Here is a 14204-nt window from a genome sequence, read left to right as displayed (position 1 = left end):
GATGGGCGAAACCCAAAGGCGCAAAAAGGCGTATGGTTTGGGCCTATCTGCCGAAAGCCGTGCTGCCTGGGCGCTGCGCCTTACCGGTTGGCGGATCTTGAAACACCGCTACAAAACCAAGGCTGGCGAAATCGACCTGATCGCCAAAAAGGGCAAGACGGTCGCTTTTGTCGAGGTAAAGGCACGCAAAACACGCCGTGCTGCCATGGAGGCCGTTTCGCCTTCAAACCAGCGACGGATCATCCGGGCAGCCCGGATTTTCGTGGCAGAGCATCCCAAGGCCGGGTTCTACAGCCTGCGGTTTGATGTTGTGATCGTTCGCCCTTGGCGCTGGCCGGAGCGAATTGCAAATGCCTTTCAGGCAGCGGACTGAAATCAACACGTTGTGCCCACTGGACAAACTGCAGTCCACTTAGCATATCTGGAGCAAGACATTCCTTTGCGCGGGCCTTCCGCGCCCGCCCGGAGACGCTGAATGGCCCTCAAGATCGCGGTCCAGATGGACCATATTTCTTCAATTAATATCGCCGGTGACAGCGCCTTTGCGTTGATGCTGGAAGCGCAGGCCCGTGGGCACGAGCTTTATCACTACACGCCTGACCGTCTGGCGATGATCGGCGATGATGTGTTTTGCGCTCTTGATCCGGTGGAAGTGCGCGATGAAAAAGGCAATCATTTCACTTTAGGTGAAAAACAGCGCCTGAACATGTTGGATGTTGATGTGGTCTTGATGCGTCAGGACCCACCGTTCGACCTGTCCTACATCGCCGCGACGCATATTCTGGAGAAGATCCACCCGAACACACTGGTCGTGAACAACCCGACAGAGGTGCGCAACGCACCGGAAAAGCTGTTTGTGACAGAGTTTCCGGACTTGATGCCGCCGACACTCATCACCCGGGATCGGGACGAGATTGACCTATTCCGCGCCGAATATGGCGATATTGTCATGAAGCCGCTGTTCGGGCATGGCGGAGCTGCCGTCTTCCGGGTGACCAGAGACGATCTGAACTACGGCTCTCTTTATGACTTCTTCGCCGCAACCTTTCGCGAGCCATGGGTCATCCAACAATTCCTGCCAAATGTGAAGCATGGCGACAAACGTATCCTTCTGGTCGATGGCGAGTTCGCGGGGGCTGTGAACCGGGTTCCAGCTGAAGGCGACCTGCGCTCCAACATGGTGCGCGGTGGCTCTCCGACCGATAGTGATCTGACTGATAGGGAACTGGAAATTTGCGTGCGCCTTGGCCCGTCCTTGCGGGAAAAGGGCTTGGTCCTCGTCGGAATCGATGTGATTGACGGCATGTTGACGGAAATCAATGTCACCGCGCCAACAGGCATCCGCGCAATCCAGAACCTCGGCGGACCGGATGTTGCGGCCAAGGTTTGGGATGTGCTGGAAGCAAAGGTAACGGCTGGAAGCTAGGGTCCTGACCCTAACGAGCATGAGGTCAAGCGGCGAATTTCTCCGCCAAGTCGCTAGCAACAACGCCTAGATTTGGCTTAAGTAACGCGCATGTTTGACTATTTAATACTCCTGACGGCCTTTGTGTTCGGGTTTTCGCTCTCGCGCGCCAGTACATGTACCGTTGCAGCAACTCGGCGTCTGGTCCGGCGCGGCAAACCGGATTGGCTTATCGGCATCTGGGTTGCGGTGTGCACGGCCACGGCATGTCTTTTGTTTCTGCGTTTCGGTCTGGGCGCGGACGTGCCGAATGCTCATATTTTGCCAATTGGCCTTGTGCTTGTGGCGGCCGCAATCGTCATGGGTGTGGGCGCATACCTGAATGATGGCTGCTTCATTGGCAGCGTCGGGCGTCTGACTTCGGGTGACCCGTCTTTTCTTACAACGTTTCTGGGTCTGATCGCGGCACGCCACACCGTAAACCAGTGGCAACCAGACCCTTCAGAAGTGTTGGAGTTTCCGATCGGCGTCCTTATGGCGGAAGGCACCTTTTTCTGGGTGTCCGCCCTTATCGGAACGTTCGGTGCGGTTTATGGCGTGGTGCGTTTTGCTCGCAAACGGGAGCCAGCAATTTTGGCGCTTTGCATCATGGGGATCGCGGCCGTTTTGACCTTCGCACTTAATCCCGGGTGGAGTTATGAGGCGTGGATCGGGCGGATGCTGGCCGGTCAGGGATTATCAAATGGTCTACAAATTGAGTTGGCAATTCTGGCCCTGTTTTCCGGCGCAACCATCAGTGCAATCCTGAATTCCAAGTTCACCCCGCGCTGGCCGCGTCTTAAACGCGCACTCTTGTGTTTTGTTGGCGGTATTTTGATGGGACTGGGCGCAATTTTTACCGCCGGTGGCAATGACACGCTTCTGCTTTGGACCATCCCAAACTTCGTCCTGCATGGCCTTGTCGTCTATGCCGTCATGGTGGCAACCGTTGCGTCGCTGATCTTGATCACCGGAGAGCGAAAGCGGGACGCTTAATCGTCAAGATGAGCGAAAAACAAAAAAGAAAAGCCCCGCAACACCCACCATGTTGCGAGGCTTTGAAGGTGTCCCGGACTGCTCTTATTCGGCAGCTTCAGTGGAAATCACACCGCGCCGGATCTGATCTTCTTCGATGGATTCAAACAGGGCGCGGAAGTTGCCTTCACCAAAGCCCTCGTCGCCTTTGCGCTGGATGAATTCAAAGAAGATTGGCCCAATGACTGTCTTGGAGAAGATCTGCAGCAGGATCTTGGTCATTCCGCCATTCACGACCCCTTCCCCGTCAATCAGAATGCCGTGCTTCTTCATCCGGTCGAGCGGCTCGTCGTGGCCTTGAACGCGGTCCTTGGACATCTCGTAATACGTGTCCGGCGGCCCCGGCATGAACTTGAGCTCGTTTTCTGCCAGTTTGTCCGTGCAGTCATAGATGTTGTCACAACCTACGGCGATGTGCTGGATGCCTTCGCCCTTGTATTTCTTGAGGTATTCCTCGATCTGGCTGGTGTCATCCTTGGATTCGTTCAGCGGAATGCGGATTTTGCCACAGGGCGACGTAATCGCTCGGCTGACCAGCCCCGTGATACGGCCATCAATATCGAAGAAGTGGATTTGCGAAAAACCGAACAGGTCGCGGTAAAAGTCCCACCACTTGTCCATGTTGCCGCGATAGACATTGTGTGTCAGGTGGTCGAGGTAATAGAAGCCAACGCCTTCCGGCTGCGGGTTTACCGCTTCCAGCCAGTCAAACTCAGCGTCATAGGCAGAGCCCTTGTCGCCATAGGTGTCGATGAAATAGAGCACTGATCCGCCGATGCCGACAATGGCTGGTACGTCCAGCGTCTTGTCAGTGCCTTCATAGGGCGTTGCTCCCTTGGCAACGGCATGCTCGAAAGCATGCTTTGCATCAACAACACGCCACGCCATGGATGGCGCACATGGGCCGTGTTGGTCGACAAACTGCATGCCAAAGGAACTGGGTTCTGCATTCAGAACATAGGTCACATCGCCCTGACGATAGAGAGTGACGTCTTTGGTCTTGTGCTTGGCAACCGGAACAAAGCCCATTTTACGGAACAATGTGTCCAGCTTTTCCGGTTCCGGGTGGGAGAACTCGACAAACTCGAAGCCGTCGGTACCAGCCGGGTTTTCATCGGAGATTTGCGCCGGGGGCGCATCGTGCGGAAACGGACCCATAATTTTCTCCCAAATACAATTTGGTCAAGAATGAAACTATTTCCGCGCACAGTGTGTGCAAACCATGGGTTTTCACGTATACTGACGCAAGAAATAAATTCTAAATAGATGTTTGATGCACAATGATTGCGCTTGATGGCTTTGATATGAAAATCCTGGGCGTCCTGCAGGAAAACGCCGCGCTGACCAATCAGGAGATTGCGGATCGGATTGGATTGTCTGCGAGCCAGATCTCGCGCAGGCGTCAGCGGTTGGAGCAGGACGGCGTCATTCGTCGCTATCGGGCAGCCCTAGAGCCTGAAGCGCTGGGCTTGAGTGTGACAGCGTTTGTCGGTGTGACGCTTGGTGCGCACAGCCGTGAAAATGCCCGAAAATTCCGCAACATGGTGACAGCGATGCCCGAAGTGCAGGAAGCCCACACCTTGACCGGCGATGTGGATTATCTCTTGAAGATCGTGGTGCCGGACCTCAAGGCCTTGTCCCAAATCATCAATGATGACCTTCTGCCACAAGAGGCGGTGCAAAATGTCCGGTCTTCCATCGCAATGGACACGCTCAAGGATGATAATTTCTTGCCTTTGACCCTGTAGGGATTTCCGAGAAAGCTTGCAGAGGGCACAAACATCCCCCATCTGTAATTTGGATTTAAACCGAACGCCCTTTAATCAGGGCAAATGGGAGCGGCTGTCGATGTTTGATGCAAAGTCCTTGCTGGATCAGTTTTTGGGAAGTCAGGCAGGTGGCCAAGGCTCAGGTCAATACACCAACCGGGACCAGCGTGGTGGGTCCGCGGATCTCGTCTCTCAAGGAAAAGACTTCTTGTCATCGCAAGGCGGTGGTCTCGCTCTGGGCAGTTTGGCAGGCTTGATGCTTGGCACGAAGACAGGCCGTAAGCTTGGCTCAAAGGCGGTCACTTATGGGGGCATGGCATTGGTGGCGGGCCTCGCCTACAAGGCTTACAAGGGATATCAGGCCAACCAGCAGGGCCAGCCACGTCCGTCCTACCCGTCAGACCAGCCGATCCCGATTGAAGCCCCGCGCGACACAGCCTTTGACCCGGCCCGGCAGCCGGGTGGCGAAAACCAGTTTGCGATCAACCTTCTGACGGCGATGATCTCTGCTGCCAAGGCAGATGGCCATATTGACGCAGAAGAACAGGCCCGCATTTTCGACAAGATCGATGAGGCAGGTCTAGACAGCGAGGCGAAAGCCTTTTTGATGGACGAGCTGCGGTCACCGCTTGACCTCGACAAGGTCGTGGCCAGCGCAACTTGCCCGGAAACGGCGGCTGAAATCTATGCAGCTTCCCGGCTTGCCATCAATCCGGATCATCCAGCTGAAAAGGCCTATCTGCAAATGCTCGCGGCTCGCCTCGCACTGGATCCGGCGCTTGTCGACGAAATCGAAATGGCGGTGCGCGAAGCTGAAATGGCAGGATAAGCAGCCACTCGCAAAACGGGTGTCCGAGCACAAAACGGATTGATAGGCCTGATCTCGGCAATCAAGGAGATCAGGCATGTCATTTCAATTCATTCCCCTTCCCGCGTCTCAATTTTCCCATTTGCATGGCTTGAGTGAAGACGCGCTCAAAGATCAGTGCGTTGAGATACATGTCTCTGATGGTGGGTATCCATGCCGGGTCAGCCTGGAAGATGTTCCGTCCGGAAACTCGGTTTTTCTGCTGAACTACGAACATCAAACGGCGCACACACCCTATCGCTCTCGCCATGCGATTTTCGTCGGCTGCAATGCGATCGAGGCATCAACTCCGGAAAACACGATTCCCGAGATGGTCTCGTCACGCCTGCTTTCCGTTCGGGGCTTTAATGCCTCCGGCATCATGATGGATGCTGAAGTGGTAGAAGGGGCCGACTTGAAAAGCGAAATCGAGCGCCAGTTTGCCAATTCTGAAATCGACTACCTGCATGTCCATTTTGCCCGCCGTGGATGCTACGCTGCGCGTGTGGAGCGTGTTGGATCGTTGTGAAGGATGTTAGTCTGACGCCGGTTCCATTCTGTCAGCAAAATCATCCCGGTGATGACGAGATAGGGAAGGTAAAAGCGGGTCTCGAAATGTGGAAACACGGCATATTTTGCCGGGATCGACAAGAGCACAGAGTACAGCAGAACTTTGGTGCGATCGGTTAGGGCCCTAAGGTCGATGAACCGTACCAAAAACACCAACTGCACGAATAAAAGGGCCAGCCAAGTTTCGTTGATCAGAGACCGGACGGTCGAACGAACGAGCATTTTCAGATAGGCTAGAATGGAAAAGTCCGGATTAAATCCCTCAAGTGTCGGCACATATTCGACATGTGTGAACCACATATGGATCCACCAACCCGGGTGATCGGCGCCTCGTGTCAAAAACATATACAGCCCGAAACAAATCGCAAAACAGGCAGTTAAGACCCACCTTCCTGGTCCATATAAAGCAGCAACAAAAAAGAATACGCCTATGAATGCGAGGTGGTCCGGTCTGATCAAAAAAGCAAGAACCAATGTTCCCACAGCGGAAACATCCTGCTTGTTCAGATACAAATAACCTCCCAGAACTATAAAAAGGGCTGCATATAGGTCCGGAGTAATCAGTTCCGCCGAATAAGGAAATCCGGATAAAATAAGCAGTGCGACCACAATCGGGCCATGAGACAGCAGCTTTTCTTGGGCAAGCCATGTGAAGAGCAGTAGGCCAAGAGCAATTGAAGACCCTATTGATATCCAACGAAGTGCGGTCACCGGATTTGTAATTTTGGCAAATAGCTTTGCCGTTTCAATGTAAAGAACTTTAATTCGGTAAAACCCTAGCATCGTTGAAAATGAATGTGGGTCCGTAGCTTGCCTGACGCGATAACCCCGATCCTGTGTGAGCGTTATATACTGCCCGTCTGGCACATTTTCGCGCACATAGGCATAGCTTTGGCGGTGCAGTTCATCCGGGTCATCCACCTCGTCTTCCAACACTGAGGCAGTGTAGGCAAATACATCCCAGTTGGAAGACGGATAAATCGTCACAACCGCTGCGATCATGGCAACGAATATCATTAAGACGGAGGCACCTATCCAGTGTCTAGCTGGGGTGTAAATCCTGCAAGCGGTGCCGAACAGCGTTTCGGTGATGGTTTCAAAAAGGTGTTTGGCGGAATTCGGCACTGCTGACCCTCGTTCTTGAGATCAAGCGACCATATCGAAGACTCGTAATAACTACGTAAATGTCTCCCGTCATAGTTTAGACCACCAGTGGTTGTCTGACTCGAACTGACCTTGACCAGCCAAGTGATGCATGTCTCCATCTGTCAAAAATGACATTGAGAGGACCTATGCGGGATCTTGGATCTTGGGATTATGTAATTGTTGGTGCCGGTTCCGCCGGGTGTGTATTGGCCAATCGCCTGTCTGAGAACCCCAACAACAAGGTGCTGTTGCTGGAAGCGGGAAAGGACGACAATTACATCTGGGTTCATATTCCTGTCGGTTATCTTTACTGCATGGGAAATCCACGGACCGATTGGGGCTTCAACACCGCTCCCGACCCCGGCCTTAATGGTCGTTCCTTGATGTATCCCCGTGGCAAGGTTTTGGGTGGATGTTCCTCTATCAATGGCATGATTTACATGCGAGGTCAGGCGCGCGATTACGACGGGTGGCGCCAGATGGGGCTCACCGGCTGGGGCTGGGGTGATGTCCTGCCGCATTTCCTGAAATCCGAAGATCACTACGCATGGTCAAATGACCTGCACGCACAAGGTGGGGAATTGCGCGTTGAAGAGCAGCGCTTGTCCTGGGACATCCTTGACCGGTTTCGCGAAGCATGTGTAGAAGTCGGCATTCCAAAAGTGCAGGACTTTAACGGTGGCGACAATTTCGGCTCTTCCTATTTTCAGGTCACCCAGCGCGGAGGCGCGCGTGTCAGCACGGCGAAAGCCTTCCTGAAGCCTGCGAAAAACCGGCCCAACCTGACCATCTTGACTGAGGCGCAGGCGTCCCGAATTCTCGTGCACGAGGGTAAGGCATCCGGATTGGAGCTGAAGGTCAAGGGCGAAGCCTGCAAACTGGAGGTGGATGGAGAACTTGTTCTGGCCGCCGGTGCGATCGGCTCACCGCAACTTCTGGAACTGTCGGGAATTGGCGATCCTGAAATACTCGGGCAGGTTGGTTTGGAGACCATTCTGGCGAGCCGGCAGATCGGAAAAAACCTGCAGGATCACTTGCAACTGCGCACGATCTTCAAGGTGACGGGAGCAAAAACTCTGAACCAGATGGCGGGAAGCCTTTTTGGCAAAGCGCTGATCGGATTGGAATATCTGCTGAAAAGGTCTGGCCCGATGTCCATGGCGCCAAGCCAATTGGGAGTTTTTGCGAAATCTGATCAGTCTTTTGAAACGGCGAATGTTGAGTTTCACGTCCAACCCCTGTCACTGGACAAGTTCGGAGATCCTCTGCACGATTTCCCGGCCATCACTGCCAGCGTCTGCAATTTGCGCCCCGAAAGCCGGGGGCATTGTCACATCAGATCGACAGATGAAACGCAGCAACCGGAGATTCTGGCCAATTACCTTTCAACCGAAGGCGACCGGAAGGTTGCAGCCGATTCCATTCGCTTGGCGCGCAGAATCTTGGCTGCTCCCGCATTGTCGATGCACCAGCCGGAAGAATATCTTCCAGGTTCAGACCTTGTGTCCGATGAGGACTTGGCAACAGCGGCTGGAAACATTGGCACCACAATTTTTCACCCGGTAGGGACTTGCCGAATGGGTATGGATGATCATGCAGTTGTGGATGAGCGCTTGCGGCTAAAGGGGTTAGATGGTTTGCGTGTGATTGACGCGTCCGTCATGCCGACAATCACATCTGGCAACACCAATGCGCCAACGATCATGATTGCAGAGAAAGGGGCTGCAATGATGTTGGAAGACGGCAGGTGACCGTATCGGTTTTGGTTTTGAACTTTTGGACTTGCGCCATGTCACAGTTGAACAGACTCGCTCGTCGATTGAGTACCTAAGCACTCAACACAGGAGTTGAAAACCACTATGGCCACAACAGCTTCCATCGACCACTTCGCCAACATCCCGAAAGTTCTGTCGACCTTTGCCGAAGGGCATGCGGAAATCTGCAAGACAGGGTTGGACAACACCCTGCACCACCTTGTGAAACTGCGTGCTTCGCAAATGAACAACTGCGCCTATTGTGTGAAGATGCACATAGCGGAAGCGCGCAAGGACGGGGAAACTCAGCAACGCTTGGAGAGACTGATGGTGTGGCGGCATGTCGATGACTTCAGCGCCGCGGAACGAGCCGCCTTTGCATGGACAGAAGCCTTGACCAAGCTGGAAGATCATCAGGATCTCACGGGATTAAGGCAGGAGTTGCAACAACATTTCTCTGATGCCGAAATCAGCAGTCTCACCGCTGCCGTTGCGATGATCAACTTGTGGAACAGGATTGGCGTGTCAAATCACTGATGTCCAAGTCTCGTGTAGCTCAATCTCAATTTGAAAAAATGCGGCCCCAGTTAATGGGGCTCGCCTACCGAATGCTCGGAACCGTCGCAGATGCTGAGGATGCCGTTCAGGATACGTTTTTGAAATGGCAAGCGCAGGACATCGCGCAGATCAACAATGCCGAAGCATGGCTCACGCGGGTTTGTGCAAATCATTGTCTGGATATTCTGAAATCGGCCCATAAGACCCGGCTGGACTATGATGGCCCCTGGATTTCCGAACCACTTCAAACACTGACCACCGCATTTCTGATGGTGATGGAGCGCCTTACTCCGAAAGAGCGAGCGGCCTACCTTCTGCGCGAGGTGTTCGGAAACTCCTACGGAGAGGTGGCGGACGTTCTGCAAATTGGCGAACCAGCTTGCAGGCAACTGGTGTCCCGAGCAAAGCGGAATGTTCAAAGTGCAGCGCCAAGATGCGCGCCGGCACCAAAGGAACAGGAGCAGTTTCTTCATGCCTTTCTTGCGGCTGTTGAAACCGGTTCTGTTGAAAACATGCAACAACTTTTGTCAGCGTCGGTAAGGTACAGAACAGACGGCGGTGGGAAGGCGACCGCTTTGACCCGCAGTCTGGACGGAGCGGAGCAGGTGGCCAAATACATCGTACGAATTCTCGGTCGCTTGTGGGATCAAAACCAAACCAGATTTGTGGAGTTGAACGGCGTCCGCAGCCTTGTTGTGTTCGAGTGCGGTGAGGCTCATACGGCCATGTCTTTCGGTTTTGATGCTGCAGGAAAGGTCGCCGACGTCTTTGTCTCACGGAATCCTGACAAGCTGGGTCACCTGTCTCTCATTTATACTCACGACCTGAAAAATGGGGGGGCTTTGGCACGAGGGCTTTTCTGCTTCGAATTTGCAGTAAAAGTTTATTCATGAGCTAATATGAGAATGCGTAAGCTGCCAGAAATTGGTAAAACTTCACATTAAATGACGGTAATACATGAAAGAGATTGTTTCCGCTGCAATTTTCGCGTTGTCATTATGTTCTAGTTTGCCTTTATACGCTGCTGACCATTGCGATGACGATGAAGTGGTGATCAAGTTCAGTCATGTCGTTTCTGCCGAAGGGCATCCCAAAGGCGAAATGGCCAGTGCATTAGCCCGTCGTATTAACGAGGAAATGGATGGGAAAGCCTGCATGCAGGTGTTTCCGTCAGCAAAGCTTTTTGATGATGACAAGGTTATGGAGGCGCTTCTACTGGGGGATGTGCAGCTCGCAGCGCCGTCCTTGTCAAAGTTTGAGGCATATACGCTGAAATATCGCGTATTTGATTTGCCCTTTCTGTTCAGTTCCATGGCCGCAGTCAAATCGTTCACCGAGGGAGAGGTAGGTCAAGAGCTTCTGGGTGCCATGTCTGATTACTGTTTTGTTGGCTTGGGCTATATGCTCAACGGATTGAAGCAGTTTTCTGCAGACAAGCCACTGCAATTGCCACGCGATGCCACTGGTTTGGACTTTCGGGTGCAGAATTCTGACGTGACCGTGGCGATGATTGAAGCCTTGGGAGCAAGTGCTCGTAAAATCCGGTTTGGTGACGTCTACACTGCTCTGGAGAGAGGAAAAGTGGACGGACAGGAAAACACCTGGTCAAATATTTTTGCCGAAAACTTTTATACGGTTCAAGATGGGGTTACCGAAACAAACCATCAGCTTCTAGCCTATCTTGCTGTTGTGTCTCGTGATTGGCTCGACAGCCTCCAACCCGATGTTCAGTATCAATTTCTGAAAATCTTTGACGAAGTTTCCAAAGAGTATAACGCACGCGCTCTTGGAATGAATGCCTTCAAAAAGATTCAGATCATCGAGAACGGGGGTGTGGTTCGTCAACTTTCCCCTGACCAGCGTGATAAATGGGTCGAAGTGATGAAGCCTGTTTGGGATCAGTTTATTGATGGCATCGGTCAAGACGTGATCGAAGCTGCAATGGAAGCCAGTCAACCACGAAAGCGCAGCGGTTTGCATTGATTGGGGCATTTGACGAAGTTGTTACGCATATAGAGCTGGTGATGTTCGTATAGCTGTTGCTCGCTTTTCGCGAATCCACGAAAGATACTGCCTTCATTTTAAGGAGTAGCCTCGTGGAACCGATTGTCTGTCAGAAAATCCCTACCGTTGAAACATATCTGGCTCTCAGAAAAGCCGGGGGGATGGGAAGCTATTCGGAAGGATCAGCTCGAGCGGGACTACCCAATTCACTCTTTTCTGTTGTCATGGAGATAGACGGCAAAGCTGTTGGAATGGGGCGGCTTGTCGGGGACGGTGGGCTTTTTGTTCAGGTTACAGACATTGTCGTGGTGCCTGAGTATCAGGGCAAGGGTCTTGCAAAGCGGATTGTGAGCGAGCTGATGAACTGGATCGCCGAAAACCTGCCTGCCGGTGCCTATGTGAATCTGCTGGCCGACGTTCCGGCCAACAAGCTCTATGAAAAATATGGCTTTAAGGAAACTGCGCCAAAAACCATAGGCATGGCCATGCGCAGTGAAGCGTCAAACCGGTAAGGGGCCGACATAGACCGAGGCTGGCCGGATGAGTTTTCCGGTGGTTTGTTGCTCAACCACATGTGCGCACCATCCGGCGGCCCGGCCAATGGCAAATACGGGTGTAAACAGGCTTCTGTCGAGGCCGATAGAGTCCAGCAGAACCGCCGTATAAAATTCTACGTTGGTTTCCAGAACGCGATCTGGTTTTGCTTTGCTCAATGCAGTAAGCGCGGCTTGTTCAACGGCCTCTGCAAGAGCGAGGCGGTCGGTTTCAGGCACGTGGGCCAGCCCTGCCTTTAAAGCATCCGCGCGGGGGTCGCGTGTTCGATAAATCCGATGGCCAAAGCCCATAAGCCGATCCCCTTTGGCAAGAGCAGAAGCGATCCATTCCGCCGCGTTGTCCGGTATTTCGATTGCATCCAGCATATCCAGTACCGGCCCGGGAGCACCGCCATGCAACGGACCCTTTAGGGCTCCAACGGCCCCAAGGGTAGCATCTTTCATATTTGCTTGTGTCGAGGCGATCACCCGCGCTGTGAAGGTCGAGGCATTCAAGCCATGATCCAGGACGGTCACCAGATAGCGTTCCAGCGCGTCAACAGTCCAAGGTTCCGGTGTCTCTCCAGACAGCAGTCGAAGGAAGTCTTCGGCGGCAGGCAAGGCGGGCTCTGGAGCAATTGGTAGAAGGCCTCCGCTGTCGCGAGCAGCCGCTGCCACCAGCACAGGAAACGCCCCAGTGATTGCCACCGCTTCAGGTAAATCCTCTGAAATTGGCAGGGCGGAAAGGCCTACTTGCAGGCGTTCGACGATGGAGAGTGAGCCGGTTTCAGCCAGCATAACCGGAACAGTTGCAAAGGCTTCCTGCCGGGCGCGGCCAAGCAACCTGACCAGATCGTTTAACTGGGAGCTTCCTGCTGAAACAGTGCCTGACCAAAGATGGTCTATGGCTGCTTCAAAGCTCAAATGTCCGGCTAGGTCTTCAAGGCGTCGACCATTGAGGATCAGAGTACCATCGTATCCGTTGACTTCACTTAGTTCGCGCTGAAAAACCCCTTAACTGATTGAAGAGTATGGATACCCATTGGGTTTTGGATGTGTGAATATGCCGGTTAGTTGATCCGAAGCACGCATTTTCTGGCATATTCTCATGAGACCTTCAAAACGCAACAAACGGTGTGGCGATCTGTTCAAGGAACGCCTGGCCGCAATCATCGATATGAACCATTCGTTGGTGCGGCTGTCTGGTCTGATGCCTTGGGATGAATTTGATGCGGAGTTCGGCAGGCATTATCGCCCCTTGGGACGACCGGCCAAACCAACGCGTCTGATGGCCGGGCTGCACTTTCTCAAGCACATGTACGATCTTTCCGATGAAGAGACGGTTGAGCGTTGGGTTGAAAACCCCTACTGGCAGTCTTTCTGCGGTTTTGAGTTTTTCCAGCACCAATTCCCCATTGATCCCTCAACCATGACCCGCTGGCGCAAACGGATTGGTCCTGAGGGAATGGAAAAGCTTCTTTCTGCTACGGTAGGTGTTGCGATTGAGAGCGGGACGATCAAGAAGAGCAGCCTTGAGCGGGTCTTGGTTGATACGACCGTTCAACCCAAAGCCATTGCCCATCCCACCGATAGCCGTCTTTATCACAAGGCCTTGCAGCTTCTGGTGCGCCAGGCCAAGAGGGCCGGCATCATCTTGCGTCGCAGCCATACCAGAGTTGCCAAAAAGGCGGCCTTGATGGCGGGCCGTTATGCCCATGCCAAACAGTTCAAGCGGATGCGCCGGGAACTCAAAAAGCTGAAGACCTATCTGGGCCGGGTCTATCGCGACATCTCCCGCAAGATCGCAGGCAACGAAGGTCTTGAGCACCGGTTCTCCCGTCTGCTGGGACTGGTGGAGCGGCTTCTGGCCCAGACCCCCAAGGACAAAAACAAGATTTATTCCATGCATGCGCCGGAAGTGGCCTGTATTGCCAAGGGCAAGGCGCGAACACCTTACGAGTTCGGGGCCAAGGTTGGCATTGCCACGACCAATCGGGAAGGATTGGTTCTTGCGGCGAGGGCTTTTGAGGGCAATCCCTATGATGGGCACACCTTGAATGACACCATCAGTCAGGCTGAGAAAGTCTGCGGCACCAAAGCTGAGCGTGTCTATGTGGACCGTGGCTATCGGGGGCATGATTATGAGGGCGACGCCAAGGTCATGATCTCCGGCCAGAAGCGCGGGCTGACGGCACAGATGAAGCGTGAGCTGAAACGACGATCAGCGATCGAGGCCACCATCGGCCACATGAAAACAGATGGACGACTTGACCGGAACTTCCTCAATGGCAAAAATGGCGATGCCATCAACGCCCTGCTGGCCGCAGCCGGTCATAACCTGCGTCTGATCCTCAATGCACTGATCATTTTGCTGCTCTGGATCACAAACCCCATCCCCAAACCGGTCAAATCGAATATTTGCGTATTGCTTCGGCCACGCGCAACATCAATGGCTTAGACGTTGTTCAGGGCGGACCACTTAGCCGGGTCTGTGCGGCGACAACACCTTCCAGTCCGTTTGAAGACGCATCAGCAAGCGCGGCG

Annotated in this window: 15 protein-coding genes; 12 read left to right on the top strand and 3 right to left on the bottom strand. The window is 53.5% G+C overall.

All coding sequences use genetic code 11. The annotated features are described in order from the left end of the window. Position 1: 1 nt before the first annotated feature. The 3 genes from TRICHSKD4_RS08705 to TRICHSKD4_RS08695 all read left to right on the top strand — a co-directional run bounded on the left by TRICHSKD4_RS08705 (position 2) and on the right by TRICHSKD4_RS08695 (position 2440). Positions 2 to 373: a YraN family protein gene (locus tag TRICHSKD4_RS08705; protein ID WP_009467132.1), complete on the top strand. Its 372-nt coding sequence runs from the start codon at positions 2 to 4 to the stop codon at positions 371 to 373. 102 nt (positions 374 to 475) lie between these two features. Next, positions 476 to 1426 carry a glutathione synthase gene (gshB, locus tag TRICHSKD4_RS08700; RefSeq protein ID WP_009467131.1) on the top strand — a complete coding sequence of 317 codons (951 nt, stop codon included), beginning with the start codon at positions 476 to 478 and terminating at the stop codon, positions 1424 to 1426. A 90-nt stretch (positions 1427 to 1516) separates the two neighbouring features. Then, the gene (locus TRICHSKD4_RS08695) at positions 1517 to 2440 is read left to right on the top strand and encodes a YeeE/YedE thiosulfate transporter family protein (protein ID WP_009467130.1); all 924 of its coding nucleotides are present in this window, start codon (positions 1517 to 1519) and stop codon (positions 2438 to 2440) included. Between the two features lie 84 nt (positions 2441 to 2524). Here TRICHSKD4_RS08695 and hppD read toward each other — a convergent pair whose 3' ends face one another. Next, the gene (gene hppD, locus TRICHSKD4_RS08690) at positions 2525 to 3637 is read right to left on the bottom strand and encodes a 4-hydroxyphenylpyruvate dioxygenase (protein WP_009467129.1); all 1113 of its coding nucleotides are present in this window, start codon (positions 3635 to 3637) and stop codon (positions 2525 to 2527) included. A gap of 122 nt (positions 3638 to 3759) precedes the next feature. On the opposite strand from hppD, the gene TRICHSKD4_RS08685 reads away from it, so the two are divergent. The 3 genes from TRICHSKD4_RS08685 (at position 3760) to TRICHSKD4_RS08675 (ending at position 5624) form a co-directional block, all read left to right on the top strand. Continuing rightward, positions 3760 to 4227 carry an Lrp/AsnC family transcriptional regulator gene (locus tag TRICHSKD4_RS08685; protein ID WP_009467128.1) on the top strand — a complete coding sequence of 156 codons (468 nt, stop codon included), beginning with the start codon at positions 3760 to 3762 and terminating at the stop codon, positions 4225 to 4227. 100 nt (positions 4228 to 4327) lie between these two features. After that, positions 4328 to 5077, top strand: a complete 750-nt coding sequence (locus TRICHSKD4_RS08680) for a tellurite resistance TerB family protein (RefSeq protein ID WP_009467127.1) — start codon at positions 4328 to 4330, stop codon at positions 5075 to 5077. A gap of 76 nt (positions 5078 to 5153) precedes the next feature. Beyond that, on the top strand, positions 5154 to 5624 hold the full coding sequence (locus tag TRICHSKD4_RS08675; protein WP_009467126.1) for a DUF1203 domain-containing protein: 471 nt from the start codon (positions 5154 to 5156) through the stop codon (positions 5622 to 5624). On the opposite strand, the gene TRICHSKD4_RS08670 is transcribed toward TRICHSKD4_RS08675, so the two are convergent. Then, positions 5588 to 6682, bottom strand: a complete 1095-nt coding sequence (locus TRICHSKD4_RS08670) for a hypothetical protein (protein ID WP_009467125.1) — start codon at positions 6680 to 6682, stop codon at positions 5588 to 5590. The two genes, TRICHSKD4_RS08675 and TRICHSKD4_RS08670, sit on opposite strands and share 37 nt — an antisense overlap. A gap of 275 nt (positions 6683 to 6957) precedes the next feature. Here TRICHSKD4_RS08670 and TRICHSKD4_RS08665 point away from each other — a divergent pair, with 275 nt between their 5' ends. From TRICHSKD4_RS08665 to TRICHSKD4_RS08645, 5 genes are all read left to right on the top strand, one after another. Then, positions 6958 to 8562, top strand: coding sequence for a GMC family oxidoreductase (locus TRICHSKD4_RS08665; protein WP_009467124.1), 1605 nt, complete (start codon positions 6958 to 6960; stop codon positions 8560 to 8562). 108 nt (positions 8563 to 8670) lie between these two features. Next, the gene (locus TRICHSKD4_RS08660; protein ID WP_009467123.1) at positions 8671 to 9102 is read left to right on the top strand and encodes a carboxymuconolactone decarboxylase family protein; all 432 of its coding nucleotides are present in this window, start codon (positions 8671 to 8673) and stop codon (positions 9100 to 9102) included. A 71-nt stretch (positions 9103 to 9173) separates the two neighbouring features. Further along, a complete protein-coding gene (locus TRICHSKD4_RS08655; RefSeq protein ID WP_247642797.1) occupies positions 9174 to 10016 on the top strand; it encodes a sigma factor-like helix-turn-helix DNA-binding protein in 843 nt (280 codons plus the stop codon). Between the two features lie 64 nt (positions 10017 to 10080). Beyond that, entirely contained in the window at positions 10081 to 11106 is a 1026-nt protein-coding gene (locus tag TRICHSKD4_RS08650; RefSeq protein ID WP_040616591.1) for a DctP family TRAP transporter solute-binding subunit, read from the top strand. Positions 11107 to 11219: 113 nt separating this feature from the next. Beyond that, on the top strand, positions 11220 to 11639 hold the full coding sequence (locus tag TRICHSKD4_RS08645) for a GNAT family N-acetyltransferase (protein WP_009467120.1): 420 nt from the start codon (positions 11220 to 11222) through the stop codon (positions 11637 to 11639). Here the strand turns inward: TRICHSKD4_RS08645 and TRICHSKD4_RS08640 are convergent. Beyond that, complete coding sequence (locus TRICHSKD4_RS08640; RefSeq protein ID WP_247642805.1) at positions 11628 to 12623, bottom strand: citrate synthase; 996 nt, start codon at positions 12621 to 12623, stop codon at positions 11628 to 11630. The two genes, TRICHSKD4_RS08645 and TRICHSKD4_RS08640, sit on opposite strands and share 12 nt — an antisense overlap. Positions 12624 to 12768: 145 nt before the next feature. Between TRICHSKD4_RS08640 and TRICHSKD4_RS08635 the strand changes: the two genes are divergently transcribed. Beyond that, on the top strand, positions 12769 to 14118 hold the full coding sequence (locus tag TRICHSKD4_RS08635) for an IS5 family transposase (protein WP_009465529.1): 1350 nt from the start codon (positions 12769 to 12771) through the stop codon (positions 14116 to 14118). The last annotated feature ends 86 nt before the right edge of the window (positions 14119 to 14204 follow it).

This window comes from Roseibium sp. TrichSKD4 (assembly GCF_000148725.1).
GTDB lineage: Bacteria > Pseudomonadota > Alphaproteobacteria > Rhizobiales > Stappiaceae > Roseibium.
Note: the sequence above shows the minus strand (reverse complement) of the source record. Positions and strands in the feature narration are given on the sequence as shown.

Coding starts and splice junctions, on each gene's coding strand:
- TRICHSKD4_RS08670 (WP_009467125.1), bottom strand. CDS start 6,682: ATGATATTCGTTGCCATGATCGCAGCGGTTGTGACGATTTATCCGTCT.
- TRICHSKD4_RS08680 (WP_009467127.1), top strand. CDS start 4,328: ATGTTTGATGCAAAGTCCTTGCTGGATCAGTTTTTGGGAAGTCAGGCA.
- TRICHSKD4_RS08650 (WP_040616591.1), top strand. CDS start 10,081: ATGAAAGAGATTGTTTCCGCTGCAATTTTCGCGTTGTCATTATGTTCT.
- hppD (WP_009467129.1), bottom strand. CDS start 3,637: ATGGGTCCGTTTCCGCACGATGCGCCCCCGGCGCAAATCTCCGATGAA.
- TRICHSKD4_RS08655 (WP_247642797.1), top strand. CDS start 9,174: ATGCTCGGAACCGTCGCAGATGCTGAGGATGCCGTTCAGGATACGTTT.
- TRICHSKD4_RS08685 (WP_009467128.1), top strand. CDS start 3,760: ATGATTGCGCTTGATGGCTTTGATATGAAAATCCTGGGCGTCCTGCAG.
- TRICHSKD4_RS08660 (WP_009467123.1), top strand. CDS start 8,671: ATGGCCACAACAGCTTCCATCGACCACTTCGCCAACATCCCGAAAGTT.
- TRICHSKD4_RS08665 (WP_009467124.1), top strand. CDS start 6,958: ATGCGGGATCTTGGATCTTGGGATTATGTAATTGTTGGTGCCGGTTCC.
- TRICHSKD4_RS08695 (WP_009467130.1), top strand. CDS start 1,517: ATGTTTGACTATTTAATACTCCTGACGGCCTTTGTGTTCGGGTTTTCG.
- TRICHSKD4_RS08635 (WP_009465529.1), top strand. CDS start 12,769: ATGAGACCTTCAAAACGCAACAAACGGTGTGGCGATCTGTTCAAGGAA.
- TRICHSKD4_RS08675 (WP_009467126.1), top strand. CDS start 5,154: ATGTCATTTCAATTCATTCCCCTTCCCGCGTCTCAATTTTCCCATTTG.
- TRICHSKD4_RS08705 (WP_009467132.1), top strand. CDS start 2: ATGGGCGAAACCCAAAGGCGCAAAAAGGCGTATGGTTTGGGCCTATCT.
- gshB (WP_009467131.1), top strand. CDS start 476: ATGGCCCTCAAGATCGCGGTCCAGATGGACCATATTTCTTCAATTAAT.